Source organism: Peribacillus sp. P4_B1 (assembly GCF_056402395.1).
The window spans coordinates 86326-104724 of the sequence record NZ_JBFUHM010000005.1 but is presented as its reverse complement, the minus strand read 5'-3'; the positions used below and the strand labels follow the sequence as shown (position 1 = coordinate 104724).

Annotated in this window: 21 protein-coding genes; 5 read left to right on the top strand and 16 right to left on the bottom strand. The window is 41.2% G+C overall.

Annotated elements, in window-relative coordinates:
* Positions 1 to 17 precede the first annotated feature (17 nt).
* Positions 18 to 1217, bottom strand: coding sequence for a stage II sporulation protein P (gene spoIIP / locus AC1DVK_RS04425; protein WP_089361554.1), 1200 nt, complete (start codon positions 1215 to 1217; stop codon positions 18 to 20).
* A gap of 86 nt (positions 1218 to 1303) precedes the next feature.
* The gene (gene gpr, locus AC1DVK_RS04420; protein ID WP_410861855.1) at positions 1304 to 2422 is read right to left on the bottom strand and encodes a GPR endopeptidase; all 1119 of its coding nucleotides are present in this window, start codon (positions 2420 to 2422) and stop codon (positions 1304 to 1306) included.
* Positions 2423 to 2697: 275 nt separating this feature from the next.
* Here gpr and rpsT point away from each other — a divergent pair, with 275 nt between their 5' ends.
* Entirely contained in the window at positions 2698 to 2964 is a 267-nt protein-coding gene (gene rpsT / locus AC1DVK_RS04415) for a 30S ribosomal protein S20 (protein WP_034308554.1), read from the top strand.
* A gap of 91 nt (positions 2965 to 3055) precedes the next feature.
* On the opposite strand, the gene holA is transcribed toward rpsT, so the two are convergent.
* On the bottom strand, positions 3056 to 4069 hold the full coding sequence (gene holA, locus AC1DVK_RS04410; protein ID WP_477625935.1) for a DNA polymerase III subunit delta: 1014 nt from the start codon (positions 4067 to 4069) through the stop codon (positions 3056 to 3058).
* A 344-nt stretch (positions 4070 to 4413) separates the two neighbouring features.
* On the opposite strand from holA, the gene AC1DVK_RS04405 reads away from it, so the two are divergent.
* Positions 4414 to 4548: a YqzM family protein gene (locus AC1DVK_RS04405; protein WP_081108861.1), complete on the top strand. Its 135-nt coding sequence runs from the start codon at positions 4414 to 4416 to the stop codon at positions 4546 to 4548.
* A gap of 76 nt (positions 4549 to 4624) precedes the next feature.
* On the opposite strand, the gene AC1DVK_RS04400 is transcribed toward AC1DVK_RS04405, so the two are convergent.
* From AC1DVK_RS04400 to AC1DVK_RS04390, 3 genes are all read right to left on the bottom strand, one after another.
* A complete protein-coding gene (locus AC1DVK_RS04400; RefSeq protein WP_477625934.1) occupies positions 4625 to 6931 on the bottom strand; it encodes a DNA internalization-related competence protein ComEC/Rec2 in 2307 nt (768 codons plus the stop codon).
* Positions 6932 to 6950: 19 nt separating this feature from the next.
* Positions 6951 to 7511 carry a ComE operon protein 2 gene (locus AC1DVK_RS04395; RefSeq protein ID WP_410861858.1) on the bottom strand — a complete coding sequence of 187 codons (561 nt, stop codon included), beginning with the start codon at positions 7509 to 7511 and terminating at the stop codon, positions 6951 to 6953.
* 79 nt (positions 7512 to 7590) lie between these two features.
* Positions 7591 to 8226: a helix-hairpin-helix domain-containing protein gene (locus AC1DVK_RS04390; RefSeq protein WP_089361558.1), complete on the bottom strand. Its 636-nt coding sequence runs from the start codon at positions 8224 to 8226 to the stop codon at positions 7591 to 7593.
* Between the two features lie 109 nt (positions 8227 to 8335).
* Between AC1DVK_RS04390 and comER the strand changes: the two genes are divergently transcribed.
* Positions 8336 to 9166 carry a late competence protein ComER gene (comER, locus tag AC1DVK_RS04385; RefSeq protein ID WP_286140732.1) on the top strand — a complete coding sequence of 277 codons (831 nt, stop codon included), beginning with the start codon at positions 8336 to 8338 and terminating at the stop codon, positions 9164 to 9166.
* 102 nt (positions 9167 to 9268) lie between these two features.
* On the opposite strand, the gene AC1DVK_RS04380 is transcribed toward comER, so the two are convergent.
* Genes AC1DVK_RS04380 through AC1DVK_RS04345 form a run of 8 tightly spaced genes read right to left on the bottom strand, consistent with a single transcriptional unit; the run spans position 9269 to position 14282 of the window.
* The gene (locus tag AC1DVK_RS04380) at positions 9269 to 10012 is read right to left on the bottom strand and encodes a class I SAM-dependent DNA methyltransferase (protein ID WP_125160706.1); all 744 of its coding nucleotides are present in this window, start codon (positions 10010 to 10012) and stop codon (positions 9269 to 9271) included.
* The gene (gene rsfS, locus AC1DVK_RS04375) at positions 10009 to 10365 is read right to left on the bottom strand and encodes a ribosome silencing factor (protein ID WP_057218744.1); all 357 of its coding nucleotides are present in this window, start codon (positions 10363 to 10365) and stop codon (positions 10009 to 10011) included. Before rsfS ends, AC1DVK_RS04380 begins: the two co-directional genes overlap by 4 nt.
* The gene (gene yqeK, locus AC1DVK_RS04370; RefSeq protein WP_089361560.1) at positions 10365 to 10937 is read right to left on the bottom strand and encodes a bis(5'-nucleosyl)-tetraphosphatase (symmetrical) YqeK; all 573 of its coding nucleotides are present in this window, start codon (positions 10935 to 10937) and stop codon (positions 10365 to 10367) included. The genes rsfS and yqeK overlap by 1 nt, the downstream gene beginning before the upstream one ends.
* Positions 10927 to 11496, bottom strand: a complete 570-nt coding sequence (locus AC1DVK_RS04365; protein WP_061464129.1) for a nicotinate-nucleotide adenylyltransferase — start codon at positions 11494 to 11496, stop codon at positions 10927 to 10929. The genes yqeK and AC1DVK_RS04365 overlap by 11 nt, the downstream gene beginning before the upstream one ends.
* Positions 11497 to 11507: 11 nt before the next feature.
* Entirely contained in the window at positions 11508 to 11798 is a 291-nt protein-coding gene (gene yhbY, locus AC1DVK_RS04360) for a ribosome assembly RNA-binding protein YhbY (protein WP_061464130.1), read from the bottom strand.
* A complete protein-coding gene (gene aroE / locus AC1DVK_RS04355; RefSeq protein WP_089361562.1) occupies positions 11792 to 12634 on the bottom strand; it encodes a shikimate dehydrogenase in 843 nt (280 codons plus the stop codon). Before aroE ends, yhbY begins: the two co-directional genes overlap by 7 nt.
* Positions 12635 to 12654: 20 nt before the next feature.
* A complete protein-coding gene (gene yqeH, locus AC1DVK_RS04350; protein ID WP_410861861.1) occupies positions 12655 to 13764 on the bottom strand; it encodes a ribosome biogenesis GTPase YqeH in 1110 nt (369 codons plus the stop codon).
* Positions 13761 to 14282, bottom strand: coding sequence for a YqeG family HAD IIIA-type phosphatase (locus tag AC1DVK_RS04345; protein ID WP_061464133.1), 522 nt, complete (start codon positions 14280 to 14282; stop codon positions 13761 to 13763). The genes yqeH and AC1DVK_RS04345 overlap by 4 nt, the downstream gene beginning before the upstream one ends.
* 464 nt (positions 14283 to 14746) lie before the next feature.
* Here AC1DVK_RS04345 and AC1DVK_RS04340 point away from each other — a divergent pair, with 464 nt between their 5' ends.
* Positions 14747 to 14887 (top strand): sporulation histidine kinase inhibitor Sda, encoded by a 141-nt coding sequence (locus AC1DVK_RS04340; RefSeq protein WP_034311351.1) that lies wholly within the window; start codon positions 14747 to 14749, stop codon positions 14885 to 14887.
* Between the two features lie 54 nt (positions 14888 to 14941).
* Here the strand turns inward: AC1DVK_RS04340 and AC1DVK_RS04335 are convergent, their stop codons facing one another.
* Positions 14942 to 15727 carry a phosphatidylserine decarboxylase gene (locus AC1DVK_RS04335; protein ID WP_089361563.1) on the bottom strand — a complete coding sequence of 262 codons (786 nt, stop codon included), beginning with the start codon at positions 15725 to 15727 and terminating at the stop codon, positions 14942 to 14944.
* Between the two features lie 145 nt (positions 15728 to 15872).
* On the opposite strand from AC1DVK_RS04335, the gene pssA reads away from it, so the two are divergent.
* The gene (gene pssA, locus AC1DVK_RS04330; RefSeq protein ID WP_061464135.1) at positions 15873 to 16412 is read left to right on the top strand and encodes a CDP-diacylglycerol--serine O-phosphatidyltransferase; all 540 of its coding nucleotides are present in this window, start codon (positions 15873 to 15875) and stop codon (positions 16410 to 16412) included.
* A gap of 66 nt (positions 16413 to 16478) precedes the next feature.
* On the opposite strand, the gene AC1DVK_RS04325 is transcribed toward pssA, so the two are convergent.
* Positions 16479 to 18269 (bottom strand): M3 family oligoendopeptidase, encoded by a 1791-nt coding sequence (locus tag AC1DVK_RS04325; RefSeq protein ID WP_477625933.1) that lies wholly within the window; start codon positions 18267 to 18269, stop codon positions 16479 to 16481.
* Positions 18270 to 18399 lie beyond the last annotated feature (130 nt).

Genomic DNA, 18399 nt, shown 5'->3' with positions numbered 1-18399 from the left:
TAGAGAACTCCTTTCAATTACTTCGCTTCCGATTCCCCAGTCGTTTTATCCACTGCTTTGGCATCCCAATAAAATTCGCTGAAAGCATCGCTAAAGGCATCAACGGTTAAGTACATTTCCTCGAATGTATTATCAACACCGCCAATTTCAATGAGCATGGCATTGCCTGACAAATCCTGATTATATATACCATTATGGCTAGTTCCGCCCTGTTTCATAAGCCCGCGTGAAATCCCTGGGTATTTTTTCTCCAAAGCTATATGAAGCTTATTGGCAAGTGCGGCATTTTTTTCATAGTTCGGATTATTGCCCCCGATCACGAAGGCGATTTTGGCATACTCTTTACCTTTGATCGTAATTGTCGTATCCTTTTTCCGCTTTGCATCGCGATGGATATCAATCAGATATTCCAAATCTTTGTTAGTGGCCAATGCCGTCTGGACTGACTTTCGGGATTCTTGATAGGATTTGGTATAATTCAATCCTTTATTATTGAGATTTCCCATGATATCCGTTTTATCGAGCGAGGAACCGATCCCCTTATCAGCCAGATCTTCAACCATCCTTTTCCCGAGTTTCGTAATATTGATTTTAGAATGGTAGGCCAGATCCGGATTGGTCACGCCTTTTAAATAAGGAAGGTACGATTCCCGGTTATGGCTATGATAAATCTCGACCACTTTCCGGCCATTGGTCGTTTGATTCGGCTGATTGGCCACTCCTTTTTCCGGTTCTTCAATCTTATCCAGGTTTTGCAGGGATGCATCCCTTTCTTCATTCAGGACGTCTACAGGCGGTGAGGATTCATACGGCATATTTGTATAATTCGTCCCCTCCCCAGCCACGAGGATTTCATTATCAAAAATCGAGAAGCCAGGAAGTTCCCGGCCAAGTAAACTTCGCGGGTCCTCAAATGAAATGTTAGTCGAGACTTTTATCAATTGATTCGTGATCACCGATTCCTGCTTACCTTCTGGCAGGGCATTAAAAAAATAATGATTTTCATTTGCCAGCATCGCGAACAGCATTTTTCCTGAAAATTGGTTCGCAACGGTATGTACGGAATTCGAGGATATCCGATATTCCGGTCTTAGGGAAGTCATGACCCCGCTGACTGAAAAAACAAAAAGAAGCAAGGCGAGAATACCTAGAAAAGTTTTTATTATTGTTGATCCGTGAATGGCTGTTATGATTCCTGGCGAATTTCTTCTTTTCATTCTTCCACCCTCTCTATAGCTTGTCTATTAATACCTATGACTTTGCTAGAAAGGGTAGAACACCATTTTTGGGCACTTAAAATGATTTAACGGGTATAGTAACCGGTATTTTCTTGATTTATTGAATGATGCAGCGCTGCATTTAACCCATTGGCTATCAAATTGGCCATATCCTCAATGAAAACATCCACTTCCTTCGGTGTAACCATTAAATTTTGGCCAAGCGGTGACAGCACCTCATATATCAATTTCCGTTTCTCTTCATCAGGGAGGACACCTATCATCCCCAAGAAGGTTTGGCGTTCCTTTTCGCCTGGCATATCCTCTTCGGTCAGCTTTGTACGTTTTCCAAAACTGAATCCAGCGGGTGCCAATGAACGTGATGGTCTGTCCCCTTCATTCAATTCCTTGCCAAAATGCTTCAATATATAATCAATCGTATCACTGGCAATGGATACGGCATCTACTACGGTTGGTATTCCAATAGCTATAACAGGAACTCCCAGTGTTTCCTGACTCAATTCTTTTCGTTTATTTCCCACACCAGAACCTGGATGGATGCCTGTATCCGTAATTTGAATCGTTGAATTCACACGGTCGATCGAACGGGCAGCCAAGGCATCAACGACAATCAGGAAATCAGGGTTACTTTTTTCGATGACCCCTTTTATGATGTCACTCGTCTCGATTCCCGTAATCCCCATCACACCAGGGGAAATCGCACTGACCGGGCGATAGCCTTCCTGGACGGACTCCGGCTGCAATTCGAACAAATGCCTCGTGACTACAAGATTCTCAACGACAGCAGGCCCTAGAGCATCGGGAGTAACATTCCAATTACCAAGTCCGACAACTAAACAACTGCTTTCTTTGGTGATTTTATTCCGTTGCAAGAAGTAAGCCAGTTCGTTGGCAAACACCTTTTCCACCCGCTGCTGGGTATCCGTATCCTGCTGGCGGATCCCCTGGACTTCGATGGTCAAGTAGCTGCCCTTTTTTTTACCGATTTCTTTTTCCCCCTCAGCCGTGACCTCGACTAAGGATACCTTCAGATCATCCACTTCTTTTTCCTTAATAATGACCCCTTCGATTCGGGATACATCCACTTCCTCAACAACACCTTTATGTTCAAGGGCAATTTCCTTTGCTTCAATCGCCAAATCTGTTCGAATTCCGTATTCACTAAGGTCCAAATTATTTTCCATAACGGCCTCCTGATGTTTGAATTGATATCTAATCTAGTAATTTCCATAGTCTCTCTTAAACATTCTGTCGTTTTTGCTTTTTTATTATTCATTTTTTTGGTACAATGAACCATGACGAGATGAATTTATTCCTGAAATTATAATTCCTTTTCGATTMTCAATCTGAAGTATTGCATATTTATGAGCAGTCTGATAGAATATCACTTGTGCTATTTGATATGGATTTGAAAAGTCGAGTTCATATAATCTCGATTTCTTTGTAGGAGGTGAACGGAATGCCAAACATTAAATCTGCTATTAAACGTGTAAAAATTAACGACAAAAAACGCGTTCATAACATTACTGTTAGATCAACTATGCGTACTACAGTGAAAAATGCTGAAGTTGCATTAGCTGGTGAAAACGTTGAAGCTGCTAAAGAAGCTCTTTTAACAGCTGCTGTGAAATTAGACAAAGCTGCATCTAAAGGATTAATCCATAAAAATGCGGCAGCCCGTAAAAAATCTCGTTTAGCGAAAAGACTTAACGCTCTTAACGCATAATGACAAAAAATTAAACGATCCAATTGGATCGTTTTTTTTGTGCGTGTTTTTTTGTTCAAAAAAGGTGACAGGGTTTCTGCCACCTTTTTTATTATCTAATTTTCAAGAGCAGCAATTCAAGTGTTATCGCCTTATCTGCCTGTCCAGTCTTCATTTTATAATCCGCCTCCGCTAAGTCGTTTATGATGCTCAACAGCTCGCGTTCCTGGAATTTTCCCGTCTTTTCAAGTGCCAGCTTTACCCTGTATGGGTGCACCTTCAGTTGTCCTGCAATTTTTTGCTGGCTATAGCCCTGACGTGAAAGCTCTTTCACCTGATACATTAACCTGACCTGTCCTGCCATAACACTCAATATCTTGATCGGCTCTTCATTCTGCCTGAGAAGATCGTGTAAAATCGTCATGGCACTCTCCATCTTCCGCTGCAAAACATGGTCAACAAGCGTGAAGATATTCTGCTCAAGGGATTTAGCGACCAGCTTTTCCACTACCTCGACCGTAATGTGTTTATCAGCTTCAGCATAAAGCACCATTTTATCCAATTCATTTGTCAGCATCATCAGATTCGTTCCTGCAAGTTCAAGTAAAAGCTCTGTAGCTTGTTCATCTATTTGGACGGAAGAGGCTTCGACCCGCTCCTTCACCCACCCCTTTAATTCATGGTCACCAAGCTTCTTTGCCTCAACGAGAACCGCCTTACGCTTCAGTTCCTTGGTGATTTTTTTCCGTTCATCCAGTTTCTCATAAGGTGCGGTCAACACAACAATAGAATAAGGAACGGGATCAGCCAAATAGGCTTCAAGCCTTTTCACATTATGTTCAACTCTTGACTTCGTTTTTTCAGCTGTCAGAAAAAATGGGTTTTGCATGAAAACAAGACGCCTTTCCCCGATAAACGGGAGGGTTTCAACATCTTCAAGCGCTGTTTCAACAGGCGTCTCTTCCAAATCAAATTGAGAAAAGTTAAAATCCATCTCATCCTCGTGAAGGACATTCTCGATCAATAGCTGCTTCGTTTCATTAATTAGATAGGCCTCCGTTCCATATAACATGTATACTGGCGCGAATTGCCCTTTTTTTATACTTTTCCATACGTCTAATACCAATAGAATCCGCCTCTTTTTTATGTATTCTTCTCTAATGGTATAGGTGGATGGACCATTTGACAAGCTATAAAGGGAACTAGCCCTCTAAAGGGCTAATTCCGGATCTATATGAACACTTTCAAGAAAGGCCCGGGTAATCTCCCTTGAAAGCGGGTAAAGTATTCATGTAGAATTCAAAAATCGAGCTTTGCTTTTTCGCTTGCTTTGTTTGTACTTTTATTTTGACCTCAAAATCCCAAACTATTTGTGACAACTCTTGTCAGTAAAGGAAATGAAGAAGTGCAGCCTGTAGATTTTTTTTTGGTAATGTTTTATACTATTAGCAGAAATAGGAGGGGTAAACAATGAACGAATTCGAAAAGAATGTCCAATCAAAAACAGATGACGTCGCTGATTCCGCAATGGGATTCATCGGTTCTTTTGTATTTTTCGCCGCCATGTTCACCATAGCTGTCGTCATTAAAGCTGTCGGATCCTGATTTCATTTACTACATGCACTTATTTTTCCTGAAGGAGGCTGCCGTTGCAGTCTCTTTCTTATTGATTTTCTACATACTATGGAAGAGTCTTCCGAAAGGTTCCTTTACTTTTATAATACTTGTAAATAATAGCTCCATCCTCATCCGTCCTGAACACTTTAATGCCATTTCCCTCCAGATTTCCAATTACGTCTCCATGAGGGTGACCGTAGCGATTATCCTTTCCAACCGAAATAAGCGCAGCTTTCGACTGGAGCTGTTCAAGGAAGGGTGTGGAAGAAGATGTTTTACTGCCATGGTGACCAACCTTCAAGATATCCGCCTGCAGCTGCGGAAATGTGCTTAACAGTTCCCTTTCCCCCTCTTCTCCCATATCTCCAGTCAATAGCCATGACAATCCCCCAAGCTTTGCTAATAGAACTATCGAGGAATCATTCTTATCCTCTTCTTTTTCATATGGACTTAGCACGGAAAACGCAGCTTCGCCCACTGCCCAATGATCCCCCCTCTTCGTAACCGTCATTTTAATCTTTTTATCTCTTGCAATGGACACAAAATCCAAATCCCGATAATGCTCTTCACTCCAACCTCCAATAACAATCTCCCTCACCTTGAAATTTTCAATTAATTCCTTTGCACTTCCCATATGATCTGAATCTGCATGAGTTAAAATCAGTTTGTCCAAGTGCTGGATTCCCTTACTTTTCAATAATGGAATAATGATATCATCCGCCGTATTGAATTTCTTTCTCCTTTTTGCCCATGTTTCGATTGGAAATGTAATTTGCCCTCCCGTATCAATCAGATAATTACCGCGATTGAACGGCAGGATAATTAAAATGGAGTCACCTTGTCCAACATCGATTATCTGTACTTCACCAAAAGGTGAGAACCTTTGTAAATTATATTGAAAAAACAAAAGGACAATCATGATTCCGCACCAGATTTTACATTTTTCAAAAGATTCATCCCAAGTCAGGTATAATCCTAAAAGGGAAATAACAAGTAATGTCATCATGATGAAAGGCGGTTTTCCAAACGTAATGGATGCAAGGGGCAAATCCGATACCGCATCCGCGGCTTTATTTGAGAGTATGAAAGTGAAGTTCAAAATTGATATGAGGGGTTGCCCCAGGGAAGGTAGCAATAAATGAATGAAGAGGGTAATCAGTGAAAATGGCAGCAAGATGATGGAATAAAGAGGAATATACAATACGTTCAAGAACACGCCAAGAAAAGATACTTCAAAAAAGTGAAAAAGTAAAATGGGAAGGGCAGCCAATTGGGATATGGAACTGATGATAAATAGCTGCATCGTTTTTTGCGGGTATTGTAAGAAAATGCTTGAGGACATGATAATGGAGAAAGTGACTGCGAATGAAAGCTGAAAGCCTATATCATAGAGCATATTAGGCTTAAAAAACAACAGTGCCATGTAAACCGATGCAATTGTGGCACCCGCCGAGATTCGCTTTTTGAACAGCAGGAGTAAAAAGAAAAGCATAGCCATTAAACACGATCTAACCACTGATGGGCTAGCACCTGAAAGTATCATGTAAATTGGAAGGAAAATCAGAATGGCTACCATCATATTTTCCCTTGTAATTCCAATCCTGATGCCAAGATAAAATAACATTCCCGTTAAAAAACTTACATGAAGACCGGAAATCGCCAGTAAATGAACCAGACCCAACCGCTGATAATTAGTAAGGTCGACTTCATCTATATCTGTCTGGTCGCCGAATATGAGAGCTTTGACAAAACCGCTCGATTCTTCCGGAAAGTGTTCACTAATATACGTAATTCCCTTCATTCGCAAATTACGAATCGAAACGACAATCGAGTTTCCAACCTCTTGGCATTCTCGAAATGAAATGGAATCTGCTTTAAATACCCAATGGGTGCCTTGGCGCAAAAGATAACGCTGGTAATCGAAACTGTTTTCATTCCTGTTTTTGTCGGGAACTTGCAAATTCCCTTTGGCCGGACATGATAAACCGATTCGCAGAAGCTGGCTAAGCTTTGCTTTTTCTTGTTCGGTGGTGATGTTATAACGAAGCATTAGCCGCTCGCCTTTCTCATTGCCAACGAATCCTTTTAATGAATTTCCATCAATATTCGGTGGATCGGTAAATGTGATGATGAATCGACTTTCCGTTCCATGATATACAGAGTTGTTCCGGTGATCGGAGAAAGAGGCGGCCCCTAAGAAAATCCCCATGAGCACTAAATGAAGGCTAAGGGCCTTTACGCTCAACCCGACTGATAAATAAAGGAAACAGAGAAAAATAAGGATAATGATCAGCTGCCCTACATGTAAAAATGAATGGGCCGAAACCCCAAATGTGGCCGAAACGGCTAATAAGATAAGGTGTCTAGCCATGCCTGCCCCCCCGTCCTATTTAATTGTCAAATATATGTTTGGCCTGCTTTTCCAGCTCCAATACAGCTTCTTTTCCCAGACCTGTTCGTTCAAGTTGAGCTAGCAACGAGAACACAAAGTCCTTTTTCTCTTTTCCATTAACATCTATGGCCCCTTTCGCTTCGACCTTTTCTGTCTTGACACCAGCCTGTTTAAATAACTCCAGGGCATATGGATGGTTTTTGTAATCCTCCGCATAATAAACAGCTTTGATTCCAGCTTGGATGAGTGATTTACAGCACTGAAGACATGGAAAATGTGTCACATATATTTCTGCCCCATCAGCTGGCACTCCAAATTTCGCACATTGTAAAAGTGCATTCATTTCAGCATGTATCGTTCTGACACAATGATTATCAATTACATAACAGCCATCATCAATACAATGCGTCCCTCCTGCAATGGACCCATTATATCCTCCCGCAATGATCCGGTTATCCCGGACGATCGTCGCTCCTACAGCGAGGCGTGTACATGTGCTTCTTAAAGCTAATAAATGGCTTTGCGCCATGAAATATTGATCCCAACTAATCCTGTTCATGATGTATCCCCTTACTCCCTAGAATGATTTTCTTCAATTTTACCCTCTTCCTGTCCATTTGTGTAGCAAATTCAATCATTCATTGCACCGAAATGGAATCCTGTAACTTTTCAAACGTTTTATCGCCGATTCCCGATACCTTCTTCAATTCATCTACCTGCTTGAATTTCCCCACTTTTTCCCTGTATTCCAGGATCGCAATCGCTTTGGATGGTCCAATTCCCGTCAGTGTTTCCAAATCTTCCTGCGTAGCTGTATTCAAGTTCACCTGTCTCCCTGACGGCCCCTTAGCGGCGGCATTACCAGGCGGACCGACTTGTATATCCTCCAAGATTCCCTTGTCTTCTTCACCTATTTCCGGTACATAGATGACCATTTGGTCTTCAACGATTTGGGCAAAGTTCACTTTATCCTTATCGGCCTTGTCCGTAAAACTTCCCGCATCTGTGATCAAATCGATTACCCGGTCACCTGCCTGGGCCGTAAATAAGCCTGGGGCCTGCACCGCTCCTTTAACATCCACTTTAATGATTACTGGTTCGGCAGGCGTTTCATTTTCACTTTGTTCGATTTTATCTTCATTTGCCGTAACAGCAAATATATCTTCCGTATCAACCGGTCCTTTCCCTTGTTGCAAAAAAAAGTAAATTCCTGCTGCCCCAGATACCAACGCAACGGTAATCATCGCCATTTTCTTTTTTAAAATTTTTTCCATTCATTTTCCTCCTTGCTAGTTTTCGCACAATACATTGTCATAGGACAGATTAAAAATACATAGGGTTTCTAGGAGAATCAATCGCTTAATTAAGAGGAGTTGATCGGCATTGAAGAAAATCGGTGTAATCGGAACCGGCAATATGGGGACCATTTTAATCGAGGCGTGGCTGGAGGCAAAAATATTGAATCCGGCTGATCTAATCATTACTAATCGAACAATTTCCAAAGCATTGACGCTGAAAGAAAAACACCCTGGTATCAGGGTTGCGGAGAGCGCTGCCGAAATCGTCCAGCAAGCGGACTTTATTTTTATCTGTGTAAAACCATTACAAATAGATAGCCTGTTGCAGGGAATCAAACATCATATAAAAAGGGATCAGCTGGTTATTTCCATCACAAGTCCTGTTTCAGTCTCCCAGCTTGAATCGGCAGTGAATGCCCCCTGTGCCCGTTTTATACCGAGCATAACGAACCGTGTGGGTTCAGGAGTATCGTTACTGAGTTTCAGCGAGAGCTGCAGTAAGGAGAAAATGTCAGCTTTATTTGATTTGGCCTCCGCCATATCGGCACCGGTCATTATTGAAAATGATATTACACGGGTAGCTTCCGATATCGTCAGCTGCGGTCCTGCCTTCTTCAGCTATTTAGCACAAGCTTTTATTGACGCGGCTTGCCAAACGACGAAGATAGATAAAGAAACCGCTACGACTTTGACTGAAAACATGCTGGTTGGCTTAGGGGAACTGCTTGGTAAAGGAGTTTATACATTGCCGACCTTGCAGGAAAAGGTTTGTGTAAAGGGTGGAATAACGGGTGAGGGGATCAAGGTTTTAGAAGCTGAAACCGGGGAAATGTTCCATCATCTTTTTCAAGCGACACATGAAAAGTTTGCAGAGGATCTTCATGAAGTTGAAAAGCAGTTCGGCCATCCTTATTAATATTCGTAACATATATCTCATTTCCTTCTAAAAATAAAAAAAAGAAGAGGTCAGACCTTCACTCGTACAGGGATGTACGAACGGGGCTCTTGACCTCTTCTTTCATTTACTGGCAACAAACAAGATTCTTTCGGTTTCCGTTACAAGCGGTGCTTCTTCAAGATCCGCCAGTATTTCAGAAACCGTAAAACCTGCTTCCTTCAACCACTTTTTGTATTGTTCAACCGGATAGGTCCGTTGATAATGCAACTCATCAAAACGGTCGTAAAGACCACTTTCATCGTCCCTCACGAAAAAACTTAAATCATGTTCCACACTGTAAGGTTCTTCCCCCGGGAAACAGTCCCATATATAGGATACTTCCTCATCATTGACAGCAAACGTATTATCATGAAAGATTTTTTCCATTTTATAAATCGAATGGATATCGAACAAGAATAATCCGCCATCCTTTAAATGCTCATGAACCCTGCTGAACGTTTTTACTATATCCGCCTCGTCGCGAAGGTAGTTCAGCGAATCACAAAAAATCGTGACACAGTCAAATTGACCAAGTCCCTCGAGTTCTGCCATATTCTGTTGGAAAAGTGGAATCGATAATCCAAGCCTCACCGCTTTTTCATTGGCAACAAGAAGCATTTCATCAGATAAATCCACGCCGGTGACTTCAAATCCGTGTTGTGCCAATTCAACGGTCATTTCCCCGGTTCCACAAGCTAAATCCAGGACTTTCCTTCCACCAATTCCGTACTGTTCCAGCTTCGCCGTAAGGATCAACAGCCATTTTTCATAGGGTGCATCCTTCATCAATTCATCGTATACATAGGCAAAGCGTTCATAAGTCATGGAGTCAGTTCACTCTCTAGATCTTCAAAAGGTGCATCTCCCCATAAACGTTCAAGGTTATAATAGTTTCTTTCATCCTTATGGAAAATGTGGGCCACTACATCGCCAAGATCCACAAGCACCCATTTCGCTTCGTCAAAACCTTCAAGACGTTTTACATTGATTCCTGATTCATCAGCTTTGCTCTTCATTTCACGAGCTATTGCTTGTACTTGTTTTTCAGAATTACCGTGGCAGATCAAAAAGTAATCCGCTACAAGGGAAATACCTTGCATATTCAATGCTACGATATCCTCCGCTCTTTTATCATCTGCCGCTTTTGCTGCAATTACAAGAAGTTCACGTTCAGTCATTACATCTTCTCCTTCAAATTCATGATCAAATCATTATATGTCTTAAATGTGTCAGGGTAAATTGCCTGATTTCTTTTCATTAAAAAAACAACTGTATTCCTTAAAGCCTGAATGACAGCATGATCCAAATTTCGCTTTGCTGTCAGCCTGACTTCGTCGACTCCAGGGAAAGAACGTCCCGGCTCAATATAGTCAGCAAGGTATATGACCTTATCCAAAAGGCTCATGCCAACCCTGCCAGACGTGTGATAGGCAATCGCATCCAATATTTCTACGTCAGTGATACCCGCTTCCTTTTTCACGAGAAAAGCCCCGACTGGAGCATGCCACAGCTCCATATCATAATCAAGTAACTCCGGCGCCATTTTTTCAGCGATTATTATTTGCTTCATTTCCTCTTTTGGACGAAATTTTGCATAATCATGAAAAATTGCTGCCAATTCTGCTTTTTTGACGTCGGCACCATACAGTTCAGCAAGTTCAATCGCTGATCCGACCACGCCCAAGGTATGAATGTACCGGCGCTCGGTAATTTGTTCTTTGACCAGCACCAGCGCTTTCTCACGATTCATATAAACCATTCCCTTTAATATACTTCACCACTGGATCTGCTATTAAATATTTCACGGTTTTCCCCGTTCTTAGCTTCCTCCGTATCATGGAAGAGGAAATGAACATCTGAGGGACTTTCACCATCGTGATTGGGTATACGGTCTTTTCATTATAACCGGGGCGCTTCACCCCAACGAAATTGACCATGTCCACCAGCTCGTCAATACGGTGCCAATTCGGTAAATACTCAATCATATCTGCGCCAATTATGAAATAGAACTCATTGGTTGGCTCAAGTTCTTTCAGCAATTTTATCGTATCATACGTATAAGATGTGCCTTTTCTTTCTATTTCAATACCTTCAATATAAAAAGATGGGTTTCCGGCTATCGCGTTTTCCAACATAGCCAGCCTGTCCATATCGGTTACTTCCTCCGATTTTTCTTTATGGGGAGGAACATGATTTGGCATGAATCTAATTTCATCTAGCTCAAGGGCATCCAACACTTCATTCGCTATTATTAAATGCCCAATATGTGGAGGATTGAATGTACCGCCAAGAATTCCAATTTTTTTCATAGATAGGTTCCTTAAGGTAATTTAAGTTGTTTGTTTTCTCTTGATTCTTTATACAGCACAATTGTGTTGCCGATAATTTGAACCAATTCCGCTCTTGCACCTTTTGATAAAGAACGTCCCACATCATTGCGGTCCTCTTCACAGTTTTGCAGGATGCTGACCTTTATTAATTCACGTACTTCAAGCGCCTCACCAATTTGCTTGATGAGATTATCATTGACCCCGCCTTTACCAACTTGAAAAATCGGATTGAGGTGATGGGCCTTTGATCGTAAAAATCTTTTCTGTTTTCCTGTTAACATGTGTTACCTCCTAGTTTGTTCAAGACAATCTCTGTCATTCTTGCTGTATCCGGCATAACGCCTGTCCATATCTCAAATGCAAGCGCAGCCTGGTTGATGAACATCCCCAGACCATTTTGCGTTTCCGCCCCTTTTTCCCGCGCTTCAAGCAGCAGCTTGGTTTGCAGAGGGTTATAGATGATATCACTGACGATTGCACCGGTTTTAAGCTGGTCGACCTTCAACGGTGAATGGTCCAATTCCGGACTCATTCCAGAAGAAGTCGTTTGGATGATTAAATCATATTGTGATAAGCTTTCTTCCGCTTCGATAATCGAGAGTGCCTTCGATACTTTATCATACGGGCAATCAGAAACAAGCTGGGCCGCTCTTTCCTTTGTCCGGTTTGCAATATCAACTTGTTTTACCCCTTCTTTAACAAGAGTAAAATAAATCGCACGCGCAGCACCGCCCGCTCCGATCACTAACGTTTTTTTAGCCTTAATGTCACCTGATATTTCATCGCATAAAGATTTAAAAAATCCTTTTCCGTCTGTATTATACCCTATAAACCGACCATTTTTGTTAACAACCGTATTTACAGCCCCGATTGCCAGGGCCAGTTCATCCACTTCATCAAGGAAAGGGATGATTGAAGTCTTATGAGGGATCGTGATGTTGAACCCTTCTATACCAAGGGCTTTCATGCCTTTCACGGCATCGTTCAAACCTTCTTTCGTCACATGAAAATGGTGATAAACCGCTTCTATATTTTCTTTTTCAAATGCATCATTATGAATGTCCGGTGACATCGAATGTGCAATTGGATCTCCCATTACCCCATATATCTTTTTCATAGACTAGACGACCCCTATATTTAGATTAATGATTTGCGAACGATCACATTGACGCCCTTTGGAACATGTGCAACGATTTTCGCCCCTGGCTCATTGACCGTTACCCAGCCAAGACCAGAAAACACAATATCCATTTTACCATCTTTCAAGGAAAATTCATGTGGAATCAGCTTCGGAAACTCCTCGATTTGTTCCGGCCGTGGGGGAGTCAGTAATTCCCCGGCATGGTTTTTATACAATTCATCGGCATTTTCCAGTTTCGTACGGTGAATATTCAATTCGTTCGAAAGGTAGCAAGTTAATGAACGCCTTCCCCCTGAGACATAGTCCAACCTGGCCAACCCTCCGAAAAATAGCGTCTGCCCTTCATTCAGTTGGTACACTCTCGGCTTGATTTCCTTCTTCGGCATAATCACCTTGAAGTCCCGTTTGTCCACATAATGAGCCATTTGATGATGATTAATGATACCTGGTGTATCGATCAAAGCCTGTTCATCATCCAAAGGAATTTCAATCATATCCAAGGTAGTCCCAGGGAAGTGGGAAGTCGTGATGATATCACTTTCACCGCTCACTTCTTTTATAAGACGGTTGATGAAAGTCGATTTTCCTACATTCGTACAGCCCACCACATAGACATCCTTACCTTTGCGATACCGCTCAATCGCATCAGCCGCTTCAAGGATGTGTTTTCCCTTTTCCGCACTGACAAGCAGGACATCAATCGGGTTAAGCCCCAATTCCTTTGACGATTGCTTCATCCAATTGATCAACTTGTTCGGTTTTACTGATTTAGGCAATAAGTCGACCTTATTACCGATCAAAAGAACATCATTTCTTCCGACAAATCGATGCAGGCCCGGAAGCCAGCTTCCATTGAAATCAAAAATATCGACGATTTTGACGATTAAAGAATCGGTTTCGCCTACTTTATTCAAGATTTTCAAGAAGTCATCGTCAGTTAAGGACACATCCTGAACTTCGTTATAATGTTTCAATTTAAAGCAGCGCTGACAGACGATGCTCTCTTTTTCCAGGGCTGATTTAGGGGCAAAGCCCAACTCCTTCGGATCTTCTGTCTGGACCTTCACACCACAGCCGATGCACACTAATTCTTGATGATTGTTCAATTGTGATCCTCCCATTCTATCATTCCTTTTCGTTTAAAAAACGCCATGATCTTTCTTTCAAAATAACGATTGATCTTCGTTCTGAATTCATCGGTCTGCGCAACAGGGACCACTAAGATCGTATGGAACCCGCCTCTGTTCCCTCCCAATACATCCGTCAATAATTGATCGCCGATTACCACCGTTTCTTCTAACTTCAATCCCATCGTCTTACGGGCTTTATGGAAGGCTCTTGCCATCGGTTTTCTGGCCTGGAAGATAAACGGAATGTGAAGCGGATCGGAAAAAGACCGAACCCGTTTTTCATTATTATTGGACACAATCGTCACTAAAATCCCATGATCCCGCATATTGTCGAACCATTTGATTAAATCGGGGGTGGCTGTTGGCCTGTCCCATTCAACGAGAGTATTATCCAAATCGGTGATAACTCCCTTTATCCCTCTTTTTTTCAATTCTTGAGGATCTATATTAAAAATGCTTTTAACATGTTCACTCGGCAAAAATAATTTAAGCATATTGCACCTCTATATTTTCATTAAAATTTACCGTCTCCATCATATCGAATTTTCGGCTCACTTTCAAAAAAAGTTAGGAAAGAAGGTCTGACGGTAAAAAAACATCATAATGTATGTTTTCTGATATGGAAAGGCATTTTTTATTAAAGAATGGGAAATTAGCAGGTAAACCAGACCCAAAGAACTAATTATTCCTAAAAGATTTCGACAAAAATTTCATTTATCCAACCTGTGGATAACTTTACTAACATTATCCATACTGATGTGCATCATTTCGTTCACCTTGTAAACAACTTAACCACAGGTTATCCACTTTTAACTGTGGATAACAGAACGATTGTTCTCCAAGTTTATTTCTGATACAGTAGGGGTACATCAAGGAAGACTTATCAATATATGCAAGTAAACACCAAATTATTCCTCGCAATCCCTACTGGAGGTGAGCAGCCGTATATGGCGTTCTGATGCAAAAACTATCTGATGACCTGTTGCTGGAATCCTATTTTAAAGCGCAGAATTTAAAGTTAAGTACCGATTTCATCCGCCTCATAGAAACGGAAATTCATCGAAGATCCTTAACACATAAAATCCGATCAATATTCTAATATGAAATACATAGGCTGACATCAAATGTCAGCCTTCTTATTTTTCATTTGAAGTTAGACGGGTCTCATGAATCCGATTGTTTCACCGACACGGACATCAGCGGGGATGGTTATGTTTCCTTCAAGTTCAAAACTGCCTTTTTCAAAAAGAAGGACCACTGTCGACCCAAAGCTGAAATAAGAAAATTCCTGTCCTTTTTCCAATTCATCCGATTCATCAGTAATGACGATCGAATTTATGAACATGGCTCCGACTTTCACCATTGCCAGACTTCCCGCTTCATTTTTAAGTTCAGTTATTGTACGATAATTTTTTGCCAAAGGCTCTTTTCCATATTTCATTCCCCATTTATTAACGGGGTACGATTTCCTTCCAAGAGTCCAGCGTTTGACCACGGAGCCCTTGATTGGTGCATGGATCCTGTGGTAATGACTCGGGCTTAAGTATAACACGAGATATTTGCCGCCTAAGTACTTTTCCAAAAAAAGCTCATCCCCGAGCATCTCCTCCATTGAATACACCTTTCCCTTAACGACGATCTTTTTATCAGCGCGTATCTCCCCTGAATCCTCGAGTACACCGTCGACGGGAGAAGCCACTGCAGAAGGAGCTGCCGTAATAGGCCTGGCGTCCGCCTTTAACCGCCTTGTAAATAGCTCATGAAGATTCGTATACCCTTTTAAATCCTTACCAAATTCTTGTTGATTAAGGTTGAAAGTTTTTACATATAGTAAAATCAAGGGCCTGCTCCAACGAGATTGGCTAAAATGCTTTAATAAACCTGATGAATACCGACCATTCGTCAGTTCAATAAGAATGCGATACAAAGACTGATACAAATAAAACCACTCCAAATTGTAAAATTATTCAAAAATTACTTGCATAAATTGTGTTAAATAAAATATTATTATATAATAAATACTTATGTTTATTATATTTTGTTTTATTTTGTTTTATTTTGTTTCATTTGAAAGGAGTGAAAAGATGTTTTTATTACACGCCCTAGATCAAACCATTAAAAAAGTGAAAGCACAAACAGCAAATATACTTACTTTAATTAATTTATCCCTTGGTGGATTTGCGATAATTGCCGTGATGCATGGCCAATTGAATTTAAGCCTGCTTTTAATCTTCTTGGCTGCCCTTGCAGATCGCTTTGACGGTATGGTTGCACGAAAGTTTAACATTGAATCGGAATTGGGTAAGCAACTTGATTCCATGTGTGACATCATTTCTTTTGGCGTCGCACCAGCCCTATTATTATACCAAGGAATATTAATAGAATTCGGGGCACCTGGCACACTATTCACGGTTTTCTATATTGGCTGTGGCGCATTTCGCCTCGCCCGCTTCAATATAAGTGAAAGCAATGGATATTTTACAGGAGTTCCCATTACAGTTGCAGGCTGCATCGCTACCTTAAGTTTTCTCGCTATCCCGTATTTTCATCCGGTCTTTTTCTTATCCCTCATGATTATATTATCATTACTCATGGTCAGTCCATTTAAACTAAAGAAAGTTTAAATAAGAAAGCGGATGTCCTTAACTCGGACATCCGCTTTTTTTGTTCATATTCACCCTAAACTTTTTTTATGCCTTTCGGACAAGCGGATCGGTCAAACGCATGAATTCTTCTACATCCTTCATACAGGCATTAACCGCTTCTTCCCAAAAATCCCGGGTCGTCAAATCGACGCCTAAATGTTTGTCCGCCAAATCCTCGACCTTCATCGAACCAGTATCCTTTAATAGGGCGATATATTTTTCTTCGAATCCTGCCGGTTCTTTCAGGGCATTCGCGTAAATGCCTAAAGAAAATAAGTAGCCGAATGTATACGGAAAATTATAAAATGGTACATCTGTAATATAGAAATGAAGCTTTGAAGCCCAGAACGTTGGATTATAATCACTTAATGCATCACCATAGGCTTCTTTTTGTGCATCAACCATCAGTTCATTCAATCGTTCGGCACTGACATATCCTTGTTTCCTCTCATCATAAAATCTTGTCTCGAATAAGAAACGGGCATGGACATTCATCAATAATGTTACGGAACGCTGAATTTTATCTTCTAAAAGAACCAGCTTTTCTTCCTCACTGGCCGCTTCCTTCACAGCTGCATCCGATACGACCATTTCAGCAAAAGTAGAGGCAGTTTCAGCCACGTTCATTGCATATGATCGGTTCAATGGATGGATTTCCCTCATCGCATAAGAATGGAACGCATGCCCCAATTCATGGGCCAATGTCGATACATTTGAAGGGGTACCCGAGTACGTCATGAAAATTCTTGACTGCTTATTTAAAGGAAAGCCCGTGCAAAAACCGCCTGGCCTTTTACCTGGTCTGTCCTCCGCTTCAATCCAGCTGTCCTCAAAAGCTTTTTGGGCGAAATGTGCTAATTGAGAGCCGAATTTAGAGAATTGCTGAACGATGAAGTCTGCACCTTCTTGATAATCCATTACTTTGGATTCTGCTGTAACATCGAGCGGTGCATCCAAATCCGCCCAACTTAATTTATCCAAATCAAGTAACTCTGCTTTCCTTTGCAAAAATCGCACAAGCGGCTCCTTATGATCGGCAATTACATTCCACATGCTTTCGAGGGTTTCTTTTTTCATCCTCCCTATTTCCAGAGGCTGCTTCAAAATATCATCCCAGCCCCTTTTATCATTCACACTGAGACGAAATCCTGCTAAGTGGTTCAAAGTCCGGGCAAAAAGGTCACTTGTCCCCCCCCAAGCTTGTTCCCAAGCAGTAAATAATTCTTTCCGGGCCTTTCCATCAGGATCCGAAAATTTATTCGCCGCTTGGCCTACAGAAAGATTTTCACCCTTATGAGGGATAGTCATTGAACCAACGATCGTATCATACATTTGGCTCCAGCCTTCGAAACCGTCCATGGACAATTGAGTGATTAATGATTCTTCCTTAACTGAAAGCTTTTCCTTTGCCCGTTCCCGACGTTCGTTCAATACGAATTTCAATTCATTCAATGGTTCTTTTTCAAGGATTTTTTTAAAAAACGCATCATCAAGCTGTATCAACTTTTCATCCAGCTTGCTTAACACCATTTTTAGTGAAGCGACTATCTTCATTTGTTTGATCCGCAGCTGACCTGCCTTTTTATCCTGCGCATTTTGAGCTTCCAGGCATCCGATGAAAGCACCTGCCTGAGACGATTTCATATTTGTATTTTTAAAAAAATCAAATGCCTGGATTAAACTTCCATCATTGTTTCCTTCTGGATTGATATTGCTAACAAGCCGGTCCAATTCCTGTACCTCTTCGTTAATTTCATTTAAGAAAAGCAGGAACTCCTTAGAAGAGCTTCCCCCTTTAAAAAAGATATCCAAATCCCACGTCAAAGCATACCCCATACTGCATTGCCCCCTTTTTATCAATAATCCTATTATAGAGCTTTATTCAATATTTTTCTAATTAAAAAGAATTTTCAGTATACTTTAGAACATTTTTGTTTATCCCACAATAAAAGCATGATATGATGAA